Source organism: Bifidobacterium sp. ESL0775, from assembly GCF_029395475.1.
In the GTDB taxonomy this organism is placed as follows: Bacteria; Actinomycetota; Actinomycetes; order Actinomycetales; family Bifidobacteriaceae; genus Bifidobacterium.
The window spans coordinates 1,864,497-1,885,856 of record NZ_CP113917.1 but is presented as its reverse complement, the minus strand read 5'-3'; the positions used below and the strand labels follow the sequence as shown (position 1 = coordinate 1,885,856).

The following is a 21,360-nucleotide window of genomic DNA, read 5'->3' as shown; positions in this document are numbered from 1 at the left end:
GCTTGGCGGCGAAACGGCGCACCTTGAGCGCGGCGCGGGCCAGGCGGACGTTGTCTTTGCCGCTGTTGCCGCCGCCGTTACGTTTCGGCGAGCCGGTGCCCGAAAAGCGCGGGCGATGGCCCTTGCGGCGCTTGTTGGCCGCCCGCCCTGAGCTGCGGGAGCCGGCGGAGGGAAAGGCCGTCTGGGATGGTATGGCCTCTGCCGCCGCTATGGGTGTCGCTGGCGATTGTTGTCGGTGTGTGGAGAAGTGCATGGTGCGGCTTTCAGGCTCCAATGTTCGGCGCGGGGACGGTTTCGACGATCTCGGCGACGATTTGTTCGGCGGTCTCGCCCTTGAAGGCGGTCTCGGCGTTCAGGATGATGCGGTGGGCGAGTACCGGCACGGCGAGGTCGCGCACATCGTCGGGGATGACGTAGTCGCGTCCGTCGGCGGCGGCCCAGATGCGGGCGCAACGGGTCAGCGCCAGCGCGCCACGCATGGACGAGCCCACGCGCAGTTTCTCGCTCAGCCTGGTAGCCTCGATAAGGCGCTCGATGTATTCGAGGATGTGCTCGTCGACGCGGATCCTGCTGGCGGTCTTGCGCATCCTAATCACGTCGTCGCCGCTCAAAACCGAGGAGACGGTCTGGGCGCGGTCGGTGATGTCGATGTCCTTCAGAATGCTGATCGACACGTCGTGGCCGGGCGCACCCACAGAAGTCTTGATGAGGAAGCGGTCCATTTGCGCCTCGGGCAGCTTGTAAGTGCCGAGCTGTTCCAGCGGGTTCTGCGTGGCGATGACGATGAACGGTTGCGGCATCGGGTAGGTCTTGCCGTCGACGGTGGTCTTCTGCTCTTCCATCACTTCCAGCAGCGCGGACTGGGTCTTCGGCGAGGCGCGGTTGATTTCGTCGGCCAGGACGATGGAGGCGAAAATCGGGCCCTCACGGAACTCGAATTCGCCGGATTTCTGGTCGTAGAAGGTCACACCGACCACGTCGCTTGGCAGCAGGTCGGGGGTGAACTGGATGCGCTTGAACGAGGTGGCGATGGAATTGGCCAGGCCTCGCGCCAGCTGGGTCTTGCCGGTGCCGGGGTTGTCTTCCAGAAGGACGTGGCCGCCGACCATCAGCGCCGTCACGCACAGCTTGATGGGTTCGGGCTTGCCGACGACGACCTTGCCGATGTTGTCGACCAGGGCGTCGAAGGAGCGCTTGAAATCGAGGATGGTGGCGTCCGGCGGCTCGATGATGCTTGAGGTTGGTGTCGCCGAGGCATAAGGGGCCGAAAGTCGCGAGGCGTCCGCGGCGGATGAGGCGGCCGGAGTTTGCGGTTGTGCCGCGTAACCTGCCGACGGTGTGGGCTGGTAGGTGTTCGCCGGTGCACCCATGGGTCGGGCGGCAGGCGTCTGCGCCGCTGTGGCCGTAGTGGTGTTCGCCGGGGAAGCATAGGCGTTGCCGGGATTGGCCGTACCTGCATAGGCCGCGTTCTGGGTGGGCAGAGCGGGGGAGACAACACCGGTCTGCGGCGTCGAGGAGCTCAGTACTGTCGCCTCGCTGATGTCGTTGCCTTCACCGATGCCATGGATGGAGCCGAGCACAGTGCTGTCATCGCCCGGGTCGGTGTGCCTGCCCTTGGACTTGGAACGCTTCGGCAGCGAAGGGAACATGGTGTTGTCGTTGGGTTTGGCGTCCTTGCCATTTGAAAGCTTCGAAAGATGAGTTGCGTCGGAAAGGTGCGTGGCATCCGAGATCTTCGTCTCATCGTTGGACGGGTCGCTCTTGTGTGTGCTCATAGGTTCTCCTTTATGATGTGATGAGCCGATTGATGATTGCTTATGTGTTTGTTTCGGTTGCTAAGGCATTTGAGTCTGTGCATGTCAGTGCAGAAAAGCTCATATGATTTCATAGCCACGCTGGTCTTTGCTCTGATTGTTGTCATCGCGTGATTCCCTGTTCCGCTAATGAGGTGGTAGCGATATTGTGCCTCATGACGTATCTCTGCAAAGTCGGGAATGGTTCCGTCAGACTTTGGGTCTCCAACGATTCGCTTCCTATTCCAGCGGCGGCTACACGACTACCGGTGAGTCCGTCGCCGGAAGCTGTGGCATTGTATTGGGTGTCTGATCCCGCAGCGGCTATGGTAGCGGTGATTTTCCACGTATAATCACTATTTAATAAATTCTCGTCATGGGGAGTGAGTGTTGAGACGTTACAACCCATCTCCCTACCCGGTTGCCAGCCCGCACAAACGGCATCAAGATGATTGGCGCTGATGGTGAGGTTATAAGTGACATGGTTGTTGTAGTTGTCGCTGTTTCCACCGGTGACATTGATGATATTACGGTTGGTTCCATCCCAAGTCATAGTGAAGTTGTTGGTGATTTCCGCTTTCTTCTTATAGACATCATTGGATTGGACCGTTTCAGCGGTCCCAGCGGTCCCATTGAGCTTTTGTGCTACGCTTACGCCAGCGCAAGTGCCCCATGGACTCGCGGTTCCGTATATATGGGGATTATCGTTGACATCTGCCGAGTTGACTACGAAACTGTCGTATTCCCCGTTGCCTGTCATGTTCACTGAGCATTCGCCATTTCCATGGTTGAGTGAGATGCTGATGGTCGGTTTCTTGATGGTATAAGTGGGCGTCGCGCTTGCGGAGGCTTCAGCGGCTTTGGCAGAATGTTGCGGGTTAACAGTAACGGTTATTTTTTGTTCTTTATTATATTGTGATTTGTTGACCGTTACCGAGGCATTGAGGGTATCGCAGGAAAGCTCCGGCGAGAGATCGCCGGATACTGAGATGCTGCCGCAACCTGCGTTGCGCATATTGCTGAGAACGACTTTGACATCTATTTGATCGTTGTGAGGAGTCATGGTAACCGTTGGAGAATCCGGATCTCCCCAGGCGACATTGTTGCCAGCTGAGACTGTGGAGCTTACCGGACCGTCGCCTGCGCGGTTATGCCCACGAACAGTGGCGCTGAAGGCTGTGCCATCGCTGATTTCGCCATTGTCTAGTTTGAATGTCCAGCTCAGGCTACTGGTGTGTTTGACCTTGTCGTTCATTGTTACTGTATAGTCGTCTGGTTTGGTGCCAGTGTAGCTTGGTGCGTCCCAGCTGACTGTCACGGATTTGTAGCCGCCTTCAACCTTGATGCCACTGGGGGCGTCGGGCACCTTGTCGGGCATGGCCTCGACGCTGTTGGACGGCTTCGACCAGCCGGCCTCGTTCTTGGCCTTGACGCTGAAGCTGTAGTTTTTGCCGTTGGTGAGTCCTGTGATGTTGCAGGTGGTCACCGCGCCGCACGACTTGGCGTTGCCGTCGTAATCCACCTCGTAGTCGCTGATGGGGCTGCCGTTGGCCGTGCCCGGCGTCCAGCTCAGGTTGACCGCGCCGTCGGCGGGTTGGCCGGCGACCGGGGAGAGCAGTGGGGCAGCGGGCTTGTCGATCACCGAGATGGTGATGGTGGCGCTGACCTCGCGCTCCTTGGTCTTGGTGGCGTCCTGGACGTTGACCACCACGGTGTTCGACGAGGCGCCGATGTCGGCGGCCGCGTGGATGCCGATGGAGCCCTTGGACCCGCAGTCGACCTTGAGCTTCGCGGTGTCGTCGGCCTGGCAGCTCACCACGCTCAGCGGCGTGCCCGGGAACGGGTTGAACGCTCCGGAGACGATGTCGACGGTGGTGGAGTCGCCGGCGTTCATGCGCTTGCTGACTCCGGAGATCTGGGCGAGCGGGCGGGTGGATTGCACCACTTGCGCCGTCAGCCCTGCGGAGACCGTGCCGTTGGAGTATTTGATGGAGATGGGGATGCTCGACATCGACCCCACGGCCGCGTCGGTCGGGGCCTTCACGGTGAGCTTGCCGCCGCTGGTCAGGTGCGATTCGATCGACCCGGAGGCCTCGCCGCCGGAATAGGTGTAGTCCTTCTCGTCCTCGTCCAAGCCGCTGGGAGCGTGGGTCAGGGCCGTCAGGTCGATGGTCTTGGCGTCCTCGCCGGCCGCGACGCTGATGGTCGAGGAGGAGAAGGTCGGTGGCGGCACGTTGCGGCCGATGACGGTGATGGGCAGCGTCAACACGGACGAGTTGATGATCTTGGCCTGCTTGGAGCCGTTCTTGTCCTTGCTGTTGTCGTCACGCTTGCCGTCGGAGACGGTGAAGGTGATGGAGGCTGGGCCCGCGTAATCCTTCGGGGCGGCGAACTTCAGGGTCTGGTCGTTGACGTAGTAATCAGAATTATCGCTCTTGGTGGCGCTGATCGAATCCTTATCGACGTACGGGGTCTTGCCGGGACCCACACGCACGTAATCAGCGATGTTGATGTTGACGCTGCGTTTCGCGTTGACCCTGATTGGCGGGGCCTTCGGGCGCAGCATCGGCGGGAAGACGCCGTATTGCGGCACCTGCACGAAGGCCGTGGAGGTGATGTGGTAGGTGGTGTTCGTCACCGTGTAGGGCACGCTGCGCGCCTCGTCGGTGAGGTCGACGGTCACCGTGGTGGACTTGGCCCCGCCCTTGACGCGGGCGTGTTCGGTGGCGGTCGGGTCGATGTCGACCTTGAGCTCGTCGGCGGTGCCGGAAGGGTTCGCGATCCATTGCGAGAGGTCGACGTCCACGGATTTCTTGTCGAGCGTGGCGGCCGAGGGCACGCGGTAATCGTAGGCCGTGGGCGGCTCGATCGGCGCGTTCGGATCGGTGATCACCGTCAGCGTCGCCGTGTCGGAAAGGCCAGCCTTGTCTTGCACGGTGTAGACGATGTATGACGTTCCGGCCTGTCCAGGGGTCTTGAACGAGACCATGTTGTCGGCGACACTCGCCCCGCTGATGCCCTGCATCTGCAGGTTCTTGTTGACGGTCAGGTCGGTGTTGTCGCCGGAGATGTCGTTCTGCGCCACCGGTACGTTGGCCGCGGTGTTCGGGCGTAGCGTCACCTGGTCGTCGCGCGCGTACACGCCGGAATCGGAGGCGCCCTTGTAGACGCCCACGCGGATCTGCGCCTGGGCGCGTTGGCCGGTCCAGTCCTCGACGGCGTAGGAGAAGGTGTCGGTGCCTGACGAATCGTTGTAGGCCTCATAGACCATGTAGTTCGCGCCGACCTCGTCGATGCGCCCCATCTTCGGGGATTTGTCGCCCAGGCCGAGCAGGGTGTCGTCATCGCCGTCGTTGTCGATGCCCGTCAGGGTGATCGGGATGCGGACTTTCTGGCCGGCGGCCACCTGCGCCTGCGTGTCCTGCGGGGTGGGGGCGGGCTTGTTGTTGGCGTCCTTGGCGTGCACGGTGATGGTGATGATGCCGGAGGCCGCGTTGCCGAGGTTGTCGCGCACCGTGTAGGTCACCGGATAGACGCCGGGCGTCTCGGAGGCCTGATAACGCACGTCGTCGCCGGAGACGAAGACGAGGCCCCTGAAGGTCTTCTTGCTGAACTGCAACGTGTTCTGCAGCTTCACGGTGGTGCCGTCGGCGTGGGAGACGTGGTCGATCACATCGACGCTGACGATGCCGCCGGTGCGCACGTTGGCGTTGACGTTCGCGGCCTTCGGCGCCGCGTTGGCGGTGGTGAGTGCCGGCGGCTGCAGCACGATGGTGCCGCGGGTCGAGCCCGCCGAGTTGGCCACGGTGTAGGTGAGCTTCACCGGCTTGGTGGGAATTTGGCGCGCGGTCATGTAGACGCGCTTGTGCGCCACCAGCCCGGTCTTGATTCCGAGCTTCGGGTCGACGTCCACCGAGGTCACTGAAAGCACGCCGCCCATCGGATCGGTGTCGTTGTTCAGCGGCTCCACGATGGCGGTGCGGTCCGCGCCCAGAAGCGCCACGTCGTTGGCGGCCACCGGTTTCGCGGATTCGCCGGTCACCGGCTGCACCTCCATGCGCGCCAGGCCCTGCGCCTCGACGCTGCCTTGGCTGATGGTGTAGGGAACGTAATACGTTCCGGGATTGCTGGCCTTGAAGGTGAAGGAGAGGTCGGCCGAATTGGTCGCGGTGGTGGTGCCGGTCGGGGTGTTGACTGCGGAAAGCACGGGCGGCTGGGCGCTGGTGCCGTGCACGTATTGCTTGAGCTCGACCGTGGTGGAGGTGTCGGGCGTGGTGTTCTTGGTCACCGCGTCGATCAGCGCCGGAAGCGTGTTCGCCGGGCGCACGGAGAAGTAGATGAGCCCGTTGCCGGTGTGCATCCCGTCGGAGACGGTGACCTCGACGCCTACGCGGCCACCGGTCAGCGAGCCGGTGTTGAAGACGAGCTGGCCGTCGGCGCGGGTGGAGATGGCGACTTGGTTGTTGTTCTGCGCCACGGCGGAGACCAGCGTCATCGGGTCACCTTCCGGGTCGGAGAAGCTGCCCAGGGCGTTGACGGTGAAGGTGGCTCCCTGCTCGACGTCGTATTCGGGCGGGGTGTCGGTCTGGGCGGGAGGCAGGTTGGCGGCGCCGCCGGCGATGGTCAGCTCGACGGTGGCGCTGCTGATCTGCCCGCGGCCGTCGTTGATCTCATAGGTGAAGCTGGTCCTGCCAGCGCTGGCCCCTGTGGCGTCGAGTTGCAGGTAACGCCCGGAGTAGATGGGGGAGACGGTGATGCCGGCGCCCGTCACCGGGCCGACTTTGCTGATGTGCAGCACCGAGCAATCGGTCTGCTCGTCGTTACGTAATACATCCAGGATCTGTTGGCCCCCGACGCGCGCGCCGAAGCTGTCGTCCTCGGCCTTGATTTCGCCGGATTTGGCGGAGCAGTTGGGCTTGAACTGCGTCTGGTTGTTCGCCGAATCGGAGTTCTGCTGCTGGTTGGTGGTCTTCTTGGTCTCGATCTGGCGCCATTGGATCTTGATGACCTTGTTGGACTCGTCGGGGTTCCACACGTTGCCGTTGGTCACGTCGTTCAAGACGACGAGCCGGTGGTTGGTGCGGAAGACAAGCTGGGAGGTCGGCGAGATGGATTGCAGGGTCTGCCAGGTGGCCTTGGCCCCGCCTTTGCCGCCATCGGGTTGCGTCGCGCCATCGGCCGAGCACAGGCGGATGTAGTTGTGGGCCTGCTGCGACCACGCCGCGTAGACGCAGCCCTTGGAGGAGACCGGTTGTGCGGCCTCTGCGGTGCCTTTGTTCATAAAGGGCGTCACCTTGTTGCCGTGCTTGAAATCGACGGTGAAGACGCCGTTGCGCGCGCTCGCCGCCACCCAGTCGCCTTGGGCGTCGTCGGTTGGTGCGGCCTGCAGGGTCACCGGCCCGCGCGAATCGATCTGCGCGCTGCCGCCCTGCCACATGATGCTCTGCTTGGTGGCGATCACCGGACGGTCACCGATGACGGTGAAGCTGTCGGCGTTGACCTGCTTGCCGCCGGTGATGGATTTGAGGGTCTTGGGCGCGCTGTGGCTGTTGTCCATCTTGAGCACGGCCCCGTCCGCCGGGCGGTAGCCGTAAATGGCCCCGTTGCGGTCGACGGCGAGCAGCCCGTGCGTCCCGAGCTGCATTTGCGCGGGCGTCGTCTTGGGCGCTATCGAGTCGAGGTTGCTGGAGTCCCCGGCCCACACATTGCCGGTCTTGTGGTTCAGGAACGCCGCGGTGCCGCCGCCGATGAGCGTGGTGGTGGAGTTCCTGATCTCGCTTTTGCCGTGGATGCCGAGGCTCGAGGAGACGATGCCCTGCGCCTTCGCGCCGTCGGAGAGAATGACATCGTCGTCGTGCTGGCTGACGTCGAAGGTCGGTGTGGTCGGCGAGACCGCGCCGTTGGCCTGCTGGAGCTTCACATTGAACCGCGCGGCCTTGCGGTCCTTAAGCGAGGTGACCCACACCGTGCCGTCGTCGAGGTGGACGTGCGTGCGGGTCAGGGTGTTGATGATGATGGCCCCGGCCACGATGCCGAGCAGCAGAAGCAGGACAAGGACGGGGGTGAGCCAGCGGCGGTTCGTCTGCGAGTTCAGGCGTCTCAAGGCAAGGCGGATGGAATGCTCGCCCCGTGGTTTGCGTGATGCCTTCATCAACTGCTTCTTTCTCTACTTCATTGCCGATGCCGATGGTCTTAAAACGACCTCGTCCGCAAGTTCAAAATGGCTTGTATGTGCGCTCTACCGCTTTGTTACGGCACAGGCCATCGTCGGTGTGGCGGACATGTGCCCATCGGCTCTAACAATACTAACCTGAATACACGTCTGCGGTTTCTGATCCGTTACATTGAGGGTGACCTTGGTGTCATGGGCTATCGTCGTCTGGGAGCCGGGGGCGGCGCTGCCGTCCTGCACTTCGGCCCAGGCGTATGTGTCACCGGCCTTGGGCTGGGGGTTGCTCCAGGTGAACGTCACGTTCTGCCCGTCGGATGTGCCAGAAAGGTTCGTGACCTGCGGCACGGCGGCCCCGGCGTCCTCGGCGGTGACGTCATCCTTCTGACCGCTGTTTTTCTTGGCTTTGGACGAGCCTTGGGAGGGCGGCGTCTGCATCGTGTTGACATGGGTGCGTTGCGCGGATTTGCCGCTGTCCATGTGCGGTATCACGGCAAAGACGAACACCGCGGCGATGATGGCCACTACGGCGATTGTGGCCAATGCGATGACCAATGGCTTTTTGGAACGCTTCGGTTTCGGCGCGTTCGGTGTGGCCTTGCCACGGCCCCGGCGTCCCGATTCAGGCAGCGAGTGATGCGACGGGAACTCCGGGCAGTCCTCGGCCACCAGCGGAGTCATGTTGAAGCCGCAGTCCTCCTGCGCCTGCTGCAGGGCGCGGCCGAACTGCAACGCGGAAAGGTAGCGGGCGTCCGGGTCCTTGTTCATCGCCTTCAGCAGGACCTGCTCGACCTCTTTGGGCACGTTGGGCAGCGCGCTTTTGGGCAGCGGATCGGAGACGATGTGCTGGGCCAGCTCATTCTGCGTGCGTGGGTGGAAGACGTATTCGAACGGCGATTTGCCGGCCATCAGGCCATAAAGCGTGGCGGCCAGGGAATAGATGTCGGCGGTCTCGTTGCCGCCGCCCTTGCCGGTCAACACCTCCGGCGGCGCCCACGGCACGGAGAATCCGGTGCGCGACTTCGACTCGTAGATGCTCGTCGAGATGCCGAAATCCGAAAGCGCGGGCTGGTTGGCGGAAGTGATCAGGATGTTGGCGGGTTTGATGTCGCGGTGGATGATGCCGTGGCGGTGCGCGGTCTGCAGGGCCCCGGCGAGCTTGACCCCGAGGTCGAGCATCTCAAAGACCCCGAGCCTGCGGCTGCGCATGATCTCTTTGTATGATCCGTGCGGCGCGTATTCAAGGACGAGGTACGGCAGGCGGGTCTCCGGCGTAAGGCCGGAGCCGTAGATGGAGACGATATAAGGGTGGGTCGAGAGCTGGGCCATGATGTTGGCCTCTTTTTTGAACGCCTCGTCGAAACTGCGGTCCTGCCGCGATTTGCCCACCTTGACCGCGACTTCGCGGTTGAGGTCGCGTTGGCGGTACAGGTAGACGTCGGCCGTGGAACCCGAGCCAAGCCCACGGATGAAATCGCAATCGGGTATCGTCGGCGCCATCGCTGCCTCTCTTCTTCTCGTCAACCAACTGCCATGCATTTTACGCTGGATGGTCAACTTTTTCGGTTTTGTCGACCTTATTATTAGACACCCGAACGCGGCCGAGAAAATCCGCTTGGTTTCGTAGGCTAGAGGCATCGTAAGCGTTACGTCAATGAAGGAGCAAAATGGTATTACATCGTGATTTGGGTCCGTTCGACACCACGGCCATCGGTCTGGGCGAGATGCCATTGACCATTGAGAACAACCTGGGCGAGGCCAAGGGCATCGAGACCATCCACGCGGCGCTCGACGCCGGATGCCGTCATATCGACACCGCCTGGTCCTATTACTGCTCCGGCGGCGAGGAGCAGACCGGCGAAAAGCTGGTGCGCCGCGCCATGGAAAGCTGGGACGGGCCCAAGGATGAGGTGACCATCGCCACCAAGGTCGGCCACTTCCGCAACTTCGCCGACGACGGCAAGACCCCGACCTGGGGCGTCAATGGCCAGCCCGAGCACCTGATCGAAGCCTGCAAGCAGTCGGCGCACGCGCTCGGTGTCGACACTATCGACCTGCTTTATTTCCACCGCCCAGATCCATCCGTTCCCTATAACGAATCCATCGAGGCCATCAAGGATCTTCTGGACGAGGGTGTGGCCAAGGAGGCCGGCATCTCCAACGCCTCCGTCGAGCAAATCGACATCGCCCGCGGCATCCTTGGCGACAAGCTCATCGCGGTGCAGAACCAGTTCTCGCCGACCTACCGTTCCACCCAGGATACGTTGGATTATTGCGAGAAGCTGGGGCTTGCGTTTGTCTGCTGGAGCCCGCTCGGAGGCTTCCGCAAGGCCAAGGACGAGGCCAAGTACGACCCGTTCCGCGAGGTCGGCCGCGCCCACGGGGTGAGCCACCAGCAGGTCGTGCTCGCCTGGGAGCTGAGCTTGGGGCGTCACGTCTTCGTCATCCCCGGTGCCCATCGCCCCGAAACGATCCTCGACAGCCTCAAGGCCGGCGATCTCGAACTCACCGCCGACGAACTCGCCAAGCTCAACGCCTGAACGAGGTTTAAACTAGAACGGTGCAATTGGCGGGTACGAGGATAATAAAGGTGATGTGATGGCCGAAAACGATGAAAGCAAGCTGGTTCAGACGAAGATGGTGCGGCGGCGGAAGCCGGAGGTGCTGGCTCCGGCGGGGAATCTGCGTAGCTTGAAGACGGCCATCGACTTTGGCGCGGACGCGGTTTACTGCGGCGGCAAGGAATTTGGCATGCGTTCGGCGCCGAAGAACCTTTCGATGGACGACCTTAAGGCGGGGGCACAATATGCCCACGAACGCGGGGCGCGGGTCTACGTCACTTGCAACGTTTTGCCGCATAATAATGAGGTCGAGGACATCAAGACCTATATCGCCCACCTTGCCCAAACCGGCATCGACGCGCTGATCGTCACCGACATCGGCGTGATGATGGCCGCCCATTCCATCGCCCCGCAGCTCGAGTTGCACGTTTCCACGCAAGCCGGCGTCACCAACTATCTGGCCGCCAACGCTCTCTACGAGCTGGGTGCCCGCCGCGTGGTGCTCGCCCGCGAGCTCGACCTGCAGGCCGTCCGCGACATCCGTGCCAACATCCCCGAGGACATGGACATCGAGTGTTTCGTGCATGGCTCGATGTGCATGGCGTTCTCCGGTCGCTGCCTGATTTCCAACTACATGAACGGCCGCGACGCCAACCACGGCGAATGTTCGCAGCCCTGCCGCTGGAAGTACCATGTCGTCGAGGAGAAGCGCCCCGGCCAGTTCTTCCCGGTCGAGGAGAACGACGAAGGCACCTTCTTGTTCAATTCGCAGGACATGTGCATGCTTGATCACCTGGACGACATGATCGACGCTGGCGCCACCAGTCTCAAGATCGAGGGCCGCGCCAAAAGTGCGTATTACGTTGCGTCGATGGCTAACGCCTACAAGTGTGCGGTCAATGAATATATGGTGCAGCGTGGTTTTGAAGACGCGGATGGCAACCAGCTCAAGCCGTTCCACGATATGGTGCGTCGCTCCGACGTCGTGCGCGTCACCAAAGCCGTCGGTCAGCTGGAATCCAGCGGTTCCATCGGCTTCCATGGTGTGCAGAGCGCCGGTGCCGAGGCCGCCGCGAAGACGACGATTTCCGCTTACGTGCCCGCGTTGGTGGGTTCGGAGGCCACAAAAGCGCAGGGGTATGCCGAACCCAAGCACGTCGAACTGCCGCAATGGCTTAAGGATGAACCCTACAAAGTCTCGCATCGCGACTATTCCACCGGGTTCTATTATCCCGAGCACAAGGTCGGTCAAAACACGGACCGCGGCGGGTATTTCCGTGACTGGCTCGTGGTCGGCGAGGTCATCGGCTACGACGAGGCGACACAACGTCTTACTCTGATGAGCCGCAACAAGATCGAATCCGGCCAGCTGATCGAATTCCTTGTCCCCGGCCGCGAACCGGTCGACTATACGGTGGCCGTAGGCGGTATCGAAGACGCCGACGGCCAGCCGGTCGAGGAGATCAACAACCCCGCCCACGTCTTCTCGATGCCGCTGCCGTTCGCGGTGCCCGAAAACTCGATGATCCGCTCCCACGCGAAACAACGCACGCTCAAGGCTGAATGACGAGGTGAGTGCGGCCCGCTAGAGTTGGACGCATGAGCAATTCCACGAACGAAACCGCTGGAAGCGGACAATACGACGAAACGATCCTTGACAGCAGCGCCGTCTCGCCGACCGATGCGGAAGGCAACCCCATTCCCGTCACCATTCCCATCGACCTGGCGCCGGGCATCAAGGCCATCTACACCACCCGTCTTGGGGGCTTGAGCGCCGGTGATTGGGGAGACCTCAACCTTGGCGGCAAAAGCGGCGACAACCCGGCGACGGTGAAGGCGAACCGCGTGGCGCTGGCCAAGTCCGTTGGCGCGCCGCTTTCGTTGGTGGCGCAGGTCCATTCCGGTCGTGCCGTCGACGTTGACGATTTCTTTGAATGTAATGCAACTTATGGCTGCGATTTTTCCGGCACGATTATGGATTCCGGTAATGGCGATGGCCCGGCGTCTTACCCACGGCTCGAGGCCGACGCAGAGGTGACCATACAAAAAGGCATCGCGCTGGGCATGTTCGCGGCCGACTGCCTGCCGGTGCTTCTGGCAGACCCGGAAACCGGAGTGATCGCCGCCGCGCATTGCGGACGCAAGGGCTTGCAGCGCGGGGTCATCGGCTCGGCGGCCGAGATGATGGTCGCCAAAGGGGCGAAGACGGAACGAATCGTGGCCACGCTCGGTCCCTGCATCTGCGGCGATTGCTACGAGGTCGGCGACGAGATCGCCGATGAGTTCGACGCGCAATTCCCGGGAACCTTCACGCTGACCCGCTTCGGCGGTCCGGGCATCGACATCGCCAAGGCCGCGCTGCAGGAATTAGCCGAGGCCGGTATCCCGCGCGACAACGTCATCGATTCGACGCCACGGGTCGGCGCGGCCACGCAATATCTCGACCAAGACGCGGAGCTGGCCGCGTTGTGCGCCTCCGACGGCGAAGGCAGCCCCGACCTGGCCGAGCGTATCGGCGGGGTACGCCATAGCCTGTGCACGCTGGAAAACCCGCTCTGGTACTCCCATCGCCGCGCGAGCCTCGCGCACAAAGAGCACGAAGGCCGCCTGCTCGCCTTGATCGTGCGCGAGTGATCATCCTCTTGCGCGTGGAATCATTCACTTCGATTGTATCGGGCATGGGTTCACTTCAATATTGTTGGAGCAAGGGAACGCTATAGCGTTATGTATTACGTTTATCGATAGCCGGTATTGGTCAATTCCCAACGTGCTACATTTGGCGTTTTTGTCATACGCAAACTCAGCGCATGATTTACGCACCGCTGCGCTAGACTGGATGCCATGGAACACTTGAACGTCGTCATCTCAGGTTTCGACCCTTACGAAGGGGTGGAACGCAATCCCTCGCACGTGGTGCCGCAGGCGCTCGCTGCTGACGGGCTGGGCGAGCGCGCCGGCGGCGATGTCGACGACCCGTTGCGCGACGTCGACATCTCGATCAACGCCGTCGACCTGCCGGTGAGCGTCAAGGAGGCTTGGCCCCGGCTCAAAGAGACGCTGGAGGCCACGCACCCCGACATCGTCATCGCCACGGGCTTGAAAACCGCGGCGCGCGGCATCCTGCTGGAACGTTGCGCCAACAACATCATCGACACCGTCAGTCCGGAGGTCAAGGACGAGACCATGGGCATGCAGGCCGACGCCCCTGACAAGCCCCTGCGCGAGCCCATCACCTCGAACGGCCCCGCCGCCTTCTGGACCAGGCTGCCGCTGCGTTCCATCCTGAACGATTTCGCTTCCGAGGAGATTCCTTCGGCCCTGAGCTCGGACGCGGGCACGTTCGTCTGCAATTCGTTGTTCTACAACCTGATGAAATGGACCGCCGCCCAGCACAAGGTGCTTTCGGGATTCGTCAGCCTCCCGGTCATCAACGAGGCGCCGCATCTCCAGCACGGTCTTCCGCTGACCCAGCAGGTCGAGGCGTGCCGTGTGGTGGTGCGCCAGACGGCGCGGTATTTCCTCGAGCCGTCATCGTCGAGCATCCTCATCGCCTGAGATTTTGCTTTTTGCTTGGTCTTCGTTGCCTTGTGGATTTTGTTACCGTATGAGCCTTTGTTTTTGTGAAGGCTGTTTCTGTTTGACCAACGTTTTTGCACTCTGTTCGCGGCGTGTCTTTTCGCGTGGTGTCTGTGAGGATTGGGCGGACGCGGCCAGTCGCCTTCATTCCATACACTATTATTAAATATCGGTATATATAGGCTTTCAAGAACCGCGGCTGAGGCCGCAAATCGAAAGGAATCACCATGGCGGATCGCTTCCTGACAGAGTTGCGTGGATACAACAAGGAGCAGGTGGACCAGAAGTTGTCCGAGTTGCAGCAGACCTTGGATGGCCTGCGCGCACAGGTCGCCTCGAGCGATCAGACCATCCTCCAGTTGCGTGCGCAGCTCGCCGAGGAGAAGAACAAGGCCTCGAAAGCCTCGAAGGGCAGTTCGTTCGCCTCTCTTGGCGCCAACGCCCAGCAGATGCTCGCCAGCGCCGAGCAGACCAGCACCGAGCTGGTCAACCGCGCCAAGCAGGACGCCTCGAGCACCCGCGCCGCCGCGCAGCACCAGGCCGAGACGCTGATCAACAACGCCAAGCTCGACGCCCAGCACATCACCGACGAGGCCAATTCCAAGGCGGCCACCATCCTGGCCAAGGCGCAGACCGAGTCCGAGTCAATCACCACTTCCGCCAAGCAGGACGCCACCCGACTGCGTGAGGAGACCGCCAAGAAGGTCACTGAGCAGCGTGACACCATCGAGATCGAGCTGACCAACACCCGCGAGGAGCACGACAAGCGACTGGCCAGCGAGAAGGCCAAGCAGGACCGTGAGATCGCCGAGCTCAAGGCACAGGCCACCCAGCAGGTCGCCGAGCAGCGCAAGGCCGCCAGCGACGAGGTCGCCAAGCTCAAGAGCGATGCCAACGACCAGATTGAGACGGCTCTGGCCGAGGCCAACAAGAAGCTCGCCAACGTGCGCGAGCAGGTCACCCGCCAGACCACCGAGGCCCAGCGCAAGGCCACGGAGATCACCGATGCCGCGAAGGCGAAGGCCCAGGGCATCACCGACGAGGCCGAGGTGCAGCGCACCAAGACGCTGAGCCAGGTCAACGCCGAGGTCGAGCAGATCCGCACCGACATCTCCAAGCAGCAGGAGGAGGCGACCGGCAAGGTCAACGACCTCCTGAAGCAGCTCGAGCAGAGCCGTGCCGCCGCCAAGAAGGAGACCGACAGCCTGGTCGCCAAGGCCAAGGACATTCGCGACGAGGCCGACAACTACACGGTCTCGAAGCGCCAGGAGGCCGACAAGCAGGCCGAGGCCATCATCGCCAAGGCCAAGCAGGACGCCGAGGCTCGCGTCGAGGAGCGCCGCAAGGCAGCGCAGGGCGAGCTCGATGGCCTGCAGAAGCGTATCAAGGACCTGCAGGAGCGCGAGTCGACCATCACCCAGCGCGTCACCGAACTGCGTTCGATGTTCACCAACGCGTTCTCCGGGTTCGGTTTCGCCGACAACAAGCAGGATGGCGTGAACGTCCCGGTGGTCAACGCCGTGGCCAACGACCTCGACGATGCCGCCCAGCAGGACAAGAACGGTGAGGGCAAGGGTGGCGTCGCTGGCGCTGGTGCCGCTCAAAGCTCGGCGCAGGCCGTTCCCGCACCGCAGGTCTCTGCTCAGCCTCAGGCTTCGGTTCCGGCTCCGGCGCAGCCCCAACAGGGCGGCAATCAGTCGGGCGATGGCAAGGGCGCGCTTTCCCACTTGGTGAGCAAGGAAGGCGCCGCTGGCGCTGGACAGACCGCAGGTGACCAGCCCGTGAACGGTGCCCAGGAGCGTCGTTAGCCTTCGTCTCCGGATGTGGCATCCGTAGCTTTTACCATTGGTGCGCTGCAGCATACGCTGTGGCGTACTTTTGTATATGGTTCGTTTGTATATGGCGCGTATCCCGTGGGTTGAAAGCGATGGTTAGAATTGATAAGGATAGTGTTGAATATAAGGAGAGTTATCTGATGAATGACATGCAGCCGTTGAGCGCCAAGCGTTTGGAGCAATTGGGTGAGGACTTCGAGGCCAAGCCCGTCAACACGCTGGCGATGAACGCCGTCACCACCTCCGGCATCAACCCGGTGGCGCACAACTACGACCGCGCCCGCAGGCTCCAGCGCCGCTTCTCGGTGACCGTCGACAACGGCGAGGTCACCAACCAGAACCGTTCCGGGCGTTGCTGGCTCTTCAGCTCGCTTAATGTGGCGCGCTTCGTGGCCAAGAAGAGCCTCAACTTGGATGAATTCGAGTTCTCGCAGAACTACGCGATGTATTACGATAAGCTTGAGCGCATCAACTATTTCCTGCGCGACGTGGCGAATCTGGTGCGTGCCGGCGAGCCCGCCGATTCCCAGTTGATGCAGCATTTGCTCTCTGACGTGATGGGTGATGGCGGCCAGTGGACGATGGCCATGAACGTCTACAAGAAGTACGGCGCCGTCCCGAAGGATTTCTTCCCGGAGACCGCTTCCTCGACCAACACCAGCGAGATGAACACGCAGCTGCGTTGCCTGCTGCACACCGCTGTGGCGCACATGTACGCCGATCCTTCCGCGATCGACCGCGTGGTGGACGAGACCGTCGAGGCGGGCCATCGCATGCTCACCATCCATTTGGGCGAGCCGCCGAAGAGCTTCGATTGGGAATGGACCGACAAGGACGGCGACTTCCATCGCGACGGCGAGACCACGCCGGTCGAGTTCTGGAAGAAGTACGTCGGGTCCGCGGATCTTGAGGATTACGTCTGCCTCGTGGACGACCCGCGTGCCGAGCACGCCAAGGGCAAGAAGATCGGCATCGAGCACCTGGGCAACGTCGTCGGGGGAGACGCGACCGAGTATCTGAACGTCCCTAACCAGTTCATGAAAGACTGTGTGCGGCGCATTTTGTCTGAGCTCGGGATGCCGGCTTGGTTCGGTGCGGACTGCCACCCAATGATGGACCGTGACAACGGCGCTTGGGCCACCGATCTCTACGAATACGGCAAGGTCTACGGCGTCGATTTCGACATGGACAAGGAGGCCCGCGTGCGTTACGGCGATTCCGCGATGAACCACGCGATGGCGTTCGTCGGCGTGGACGTGGCCGACGACGGCAAGACCACCAACCGTTGGCGCGTCGAGAACTCGTGGGGCTCGAAGGTGGCCGACAAGGGCTACTTCACGATGAGCGACGACTGGTTCAGCGAGTACGTCTATGAGGTCGCCGTCCCCAAGTCGATGCTTCCCGCCGAATACCAGGCCGCCCTGACCGAGCCCGCCACGATGCTCCCGGCTTGGGATCCAATGGGGGCACTTGCATAAAAGAAAAGCCCTGTGGGCTTTTCTTGCAAGTGCCCGTGGCTTCGCCCCATGGCGGAGCCACGCAGGCTTGAGTGTTCGTGTAAGCGAACTCAATAATTGCAGGGCCCGGAGGGCTCTCGCGTAAGATTTTGTGCGAGAGCGACGTGTCCTCGTCCTACAACGAGGACACACAGTATTGCATGTTTGCGTATATAGTGGTCCAAGCCAATGTCACGACAATAAAATGTTTATACTGGAAATCTACTGACGTTTATAGTCAAATATTCATGAGCGCAGAGGAGGGAATATGGCGATTATGCGAGGGCCTGGAAGTTCGGAGGACGCCCGGCGGTTCAGCGAGAAGGCCGTCTACCCCGAGACCGTGGACGTCAACATCCGCCAGCTCGACCCGATTCCCGCGCCGCGCGAGTTCCTGAAGGAACGGCCGTTGACCAAACCCATGAGCGACCTGGTCCTGAAATCGCGGCAGGAGATCCGCGACATCCTGCACGGGCGCGACGACCGGTTGCTCGTCATCGTCGGGCCCTGCTCGATCCACGACCCCAAGGCGGCGAAGGATTACGCCGGGCGGCTCGCCAAGGTCAACGAGGAGCTCAAGGACCGGCTGATGATCGTCATGCGCGTCTATTTCGAGAAGCCGCGTACCACCGTGGGGTGGAAGGGCCTGATTAACGACCCGGACCTCGACGGCGAATTCAACATCCGCAAGGGCATGTTCCTGGCGCGCAAGGTGCTTTCCGACGTGCTCGAGCTCGGCCTGCCCACCGCCACCGAATGGCTCGACCCGATCAGCCCGCAATACATCTGCGACATGGTCAGCTGGGGCGCGATCGGCGCGCGTAATACCGAGAGCCAGGTGCACCGCGAGCTGGCCAGCGGCATGTCCATGCCCATCGGGTTCAAGAACTCGACCGACGGTTCCGTGAAGGCCGCCGCCGACTCCTGCTACGCCGTGGCCAACGAGCACCATTTCCTTTCGATCAACCTCGACGGGCGCGTGATCTCCGCGGAGACCAAGGGTAATCCGGACTGCCACATCGTCCTGCGCGGCTCGACTTCCGGGCCCAACTACGACGCGCAATCTGTGGCCGAGGCGTTGGAGACGCTCAAGCAATCCAAGGTCACCGGCCCTAGCGAGCACGGGTTGGTCATCGACGCCGCGCATGGCAACTGCGGCAAGGACGAGGTGCGCGAGGCCGAGGTCATCGAACGGATCGCCGCCCGGCTGGCCAAGGGCGAGCCTGGCATTTTCGGGGTGATGATGGAAAGCAACATCCGCGGCGGCCACCAGTCGCCCGCGCCGCTCGACCAGCTGGTCTACGGGCGCTCGGTCACCGACGCCTGCATCCCGTGGGACCGCACGAACGAGCTGCTGCACACGCTGGCCGACGCCGTCGCCTCCCGCCGCAAGCTCGACGGGGAGTGAGCGCAACCGTTAACGCGACCAAAAGCACGTTTTATCGTCTGTTTTCGTGCTTTTGGTCGCATTTTCATGCTTGCCATGCATGCGCTCGAATATGGCTTGTTGGCGCTATGATCGGTAAGTTGGCAATGGTAGGAATGTCGGGCGACGACGATGAAGAAGGATTTGGCGATGGCGAACGCGCAAAACAAGCCGAACGGCGATCTTGAAGACGATCAGGGTGTCGACGACGCCAAGAACCGCGCCGCTTTCGAAAAGGCGCTGAAGAACGGGGAGAACCCGCTCAAGGCCGCAGGTGTGACGCGCTGGGAGGACGAGGTCGGCGTCAACCGCATCGTCAACCGCCGGGTCTTCGAGCTTGAGCCGCTGCCCACACCGGCCGATGTGCTCTCGAACATGCCGTTGAGCCCCGAGGCGACGGATCTGGTCGTCAACTCCCGTAACGAGATCCGCGATTGCCTGTATGGCAGGGATGACCGGCTGCTGGTCATCGCAGGTCCCTGTTCCGTCCATGATCCGCAAGCCGCGCTCGATTACGCGGGCCGTCTGGCGAAGATGAAGGACGAACTGGGCGACCGCCTTTTGATTGTCATGCGCGTCTATTTCGAGAAGCCGCGCACCACCGTGGGATGGAAGGGCCTGATCAACGACCCCGACATCGACGGCAGCCACAACATCAAGAAGGGTCTGCTGCTCGCCCGCAAGACCCTGCTCGGCGTGCTCGACCACGGCGTCGCGGCCGCCACGGAGTTCCTGGAGCCGACCAGCCCGCAATACATCTCCGACGCGGTGAGCTGGGGTGTCATCGGCGCACGTAATACAGAATCGCAAATCCATCGCCAGCTGGCCAGCGGGCTTTCGATGCCGATCGGTTTCAAGAACGCGACCGACGGATCGGTTCGTGCCGCTATCGACGGATGCTATACGGCTGCCCAGCAGCACACGTTCTTCGGCATCGACCACCTCGGCCGGGCCAGCGCCGTCGAGACGCTCGGTAATCCGGACTGCCACGTCGTGTTGCGCGGCTCCTCGCACGGACCCAATTACGACACCGCCTCGGTTCAGAACGCGATGCGATCCATCCGTGGCGAGATGCCTGAGGATTCCGCCGCCTGCCACGGCCTCATCATCGACTGTTCACACGGCAATTCCGGCAAGGACGAGATCCGCCAGGCCGAGGTCGCGCGCGAGCTGGCCGGCCGCATCGCCACCGGTGAACCGGACATCACCGGCCTGATGATGGAAAGCTTCATCGCCGGCGGAAACCAACCTGCGGCCCCGCTTTCGCAGCTTGAGTATGGCAAGTCGATCACCGACAAGTGCATAGCGTGGCCGGAAACGGAACGGCTGCTGCGAGAGCTTGCCAACGCCGTGGACGTCCGCCGTGGTGTGTGAGTGGGGTTGGATAGTGCAGTTGAATATTGTGGCTAGACAATATTGCCAAACTCTATCTGGATGTCGCTTGCGAGGATGTGTCTGATATTCTCCATATAGCGCTGTCGTAAAGTAATAGAAGCAACAAATCCGTATCAAAAAATAAGCGAAATAAGAACAACGAACCTACAGAAACGAGGAAACATGAAGACCGTCGCCATCATCGGGGCCATGGAAGAGGAAGTAGCGCTCATCGCCAAGTCGCTGGGTGACGTCAAGCACAACAAGACCGCGAGTCTTGACATCAACGAGGGGGCGCTCGCCTCCAAGTCCGGCGAGCAAATCGCCGTCGCCGCGACGGTCGGCGGCATGGGCCTGGTCAACGCGGCCGCCACCACGCAATGCCTGGTCGACAATTACCATCCCGACGCCGTCATCTTCTCCGGCATCGCCGGCTCGCTCAACAAGTCCATGCACATCAACGACGTCGTGCTCGGCGGCACGTTGCGCTACCTCGATTCTGACATGCGCATGATCGCCCAATGGAAGCCCCAAACCGAGGAATTCCACAGTGACCAGCACCTGCTCGACGTGGCTTCAGCCGCGCTCGACGACATGGGCATCCAACACATGACCGGCGTCATCGCCTCCGGCAACAATTTCATCGGCACCCCTGAGCAAGCCGCCGTCGTGGCCGAGAAGACGCATGCCGACGCGGTGGAGATGGAAGGCGCGGCCGTGGCCCACGTCGCCGCGCGCAACGATGTTCCGGCGCTTGTCATCCGCGCGCTTTCCGACGAGGCCGACACCGAATACGAGCAGTTCAAGGAATTCGACATCTCCGAATACGCCGACACCGCCGCCCGCCTCGCGCTTGACATCGTCACCCGTCTCTGAGCGTCGTGATTGTTCCAGTTGGGTCGCAAACTGGAGCTTTTGGTGCGCTAGGCTTCGGTGAGTGTCGTGAAAGTTCCATTTCGGTCGTGGACTGGAACTTTCGGTGTGTTGGTTCCGTCTGAGTGTCGTAATCGTTCCAGTTGGGTTGCGAACTGGAACGATCGATATGTTCAAGGGCTTGCGTGATGCGTGAATTTCGATTTCCGTGGCTTCCGTTGTTCGCCCAATGAGAAAAAAGAGAGGCCCGGAACTCT

At 61.8% G+C, this 21,360-nt stretch carries 12 protein-coding genes; 9 read left to right on the top strand and 3 right to left on the bottom strand.

Features of this window, described 5'->3' with window-relative positions; genetic code table 11:
* Positions 1 to 263 precede the first annotated feature (263 nt).
* The 3 genes from OZX73_RS07350 to OZX73_RS07340 form a co-directional block, all read right to left on the bottom strand.
* The gene (locus OZX73_RS07350) at positions 264 to 1,775 is read right to left on the bottom strand and encodes a MoxR family ATPase (RefSeq protein WP_277148965.1); all 1,512 of its coding nucleotides are present in this window, start codon (positions 1,773 to 1,775) and stop codon (positions 264 to 266) included.
* Positions 1,776 to 1,917: 142 nt separating this feature from the next.
* Entirely contained in the window at positions 1,918 to 7,944 is a 6,027-nt protein-coding gene (locus OZX73_RS07345; RefSeq protein WP_277150963.1) for an Ig-like domain-containing protein, read from the bottom strand.
* An 87-nt stretch (positions 7,945 to 8,031) separates the two neighbouring features.
* Positions 8,032 to 9,462 carry a serine/threonine-protein kinase gene (locus OZX73_RS07340; RefSeq protein WP_277148963.1) on the bottom strand — a complete coding sequence of 477 codons (1,431 nt, stop codon included), beginning with the start codon at positions 9,460 to 9,462 and terminating at the stop codon, positions 8,032 to 8,034.
* Between the two features lie 167 nt (positions 9,463 to 9,629).
* Here OZX73_RS07340 and OZX73_RS07335 point away from each other — a divergent pair, with 167 nt between their 5' ends.
* The 9 genes from OZX73_RS07335 (at position 9,630) to mtnN (ending at position 21,106) form a co-directional block, all read left to right on the top strand.
* Entirely contained in the window at positions 9,630 to 10,502 is an 873-nt protein-coding gene (locus OZX73_RS07335) for an aldo/keto reductase (protein WP_277148961.1), read from the top strand.
* Between the two features lie 97 nt (positions 10,503 to 10,599).
* Positions 10,600 to 12,090 carry a U32 family peptidase gene (locus OZX73_RS07330; protein ID WP_277150962.1) on the top strand — a complete coding sequence of 497 codons (1,491 nt, stop codon included), beginning with the start codon at positions 10,600 to 10,602 and terminating at the stop codon, positions 12,088 to 12,090.
* A gap of 32 nt (positions 12,091 to 12,122) precedes the next feature.
* Positions 12,123 to 13,157, top strand: coding sequence for a polyphenol oxidase family protein (locus OZX73_RS07325; protein ID WP_277148959.1), 1,035 nt, complete (start codon positions 12,123 to 12,125; stop codon positions 13,155 to 13,157).
* Positions 13,158 to 13,364: 207 nt separating this feature from the next.
* Positions 13,365 to 14,078: a pyroglutamyl-peptidase I gene (locus tag OZX73_RS07320; RefSeq protein WP_277148957.1), complete on the top strand. Its 714-nt coding sequence runs from the start codon at positions 13,365 to 13,367 to the stop codon at positions 14,076 to 14,078.
* A gap of 248 nt (positions 14,079 to 14,326) precedes the next feature.
* A complete protein-coding gene (locus tag OZX73_RS07315) occupies positions 14,327 to 15,907 on the top strand; it encodes a cell division protein (RefSeq protein ID WP_277148955.1) in 1,581 nt (526 codons plus the stop codon).
* Between the two features lie 167 nt (positions 15,908 to 16,074).
* Positions 16,075 to 17,412 (top strand): C1 family peptidase, encoded by a 1,338-nt coding sequence (locus OZX73_RS07310; protein WP_277148953.1) that lies wholly within the window; start codon positions 16,075 to 16,077, stop codon positions 17,410 to 17,412.
* Positions 17,413 to 17,698: 286 nt separating this feature from the next.
* A complete protein-coding gene (locus OZX73_RS07305) occupies positions 17,699 to 18,838 on the top strand; it encodes a 3-deoxy-7-phosphoheptulonate synthase (protein WP_277148951.1) in 1,140 nt (379 codons plus the stop codon).
* A gap of 168 nt (positions 18,839 to 19,006) precedes the next feature.
* Positions 19,007 to 20,230 (top strand): 3-deoxy-7-phosphoheptulonate synthase, encoded by a 1,224-nt coding sequence (locus tag OZX73_RS07300; protein ID WP_277148949.1) that lies wholly within the window; start codon positions 19,007 to 19,009, stop codon positions 20,228 to 20,230.
* A gap of 183 nt (positions 20,231 to 20,413) precedes the next feature.
* Positions 20,414 to 21,106: a 5'-methylthioadenosine/S-adenosylhomocysteine nucleosidase gene (gene mtnN, locus OZX73_RS07295; protein ID WP_277148947.1), complete on the top strand. Its 693-nt coding sequence runs from the start codon at positions 20,414 to 20,416 to the stop codon at positions 21,104 to 21,106.
* Positions 21,107 to 21,360: the final 254 nt, after the last annotated feature.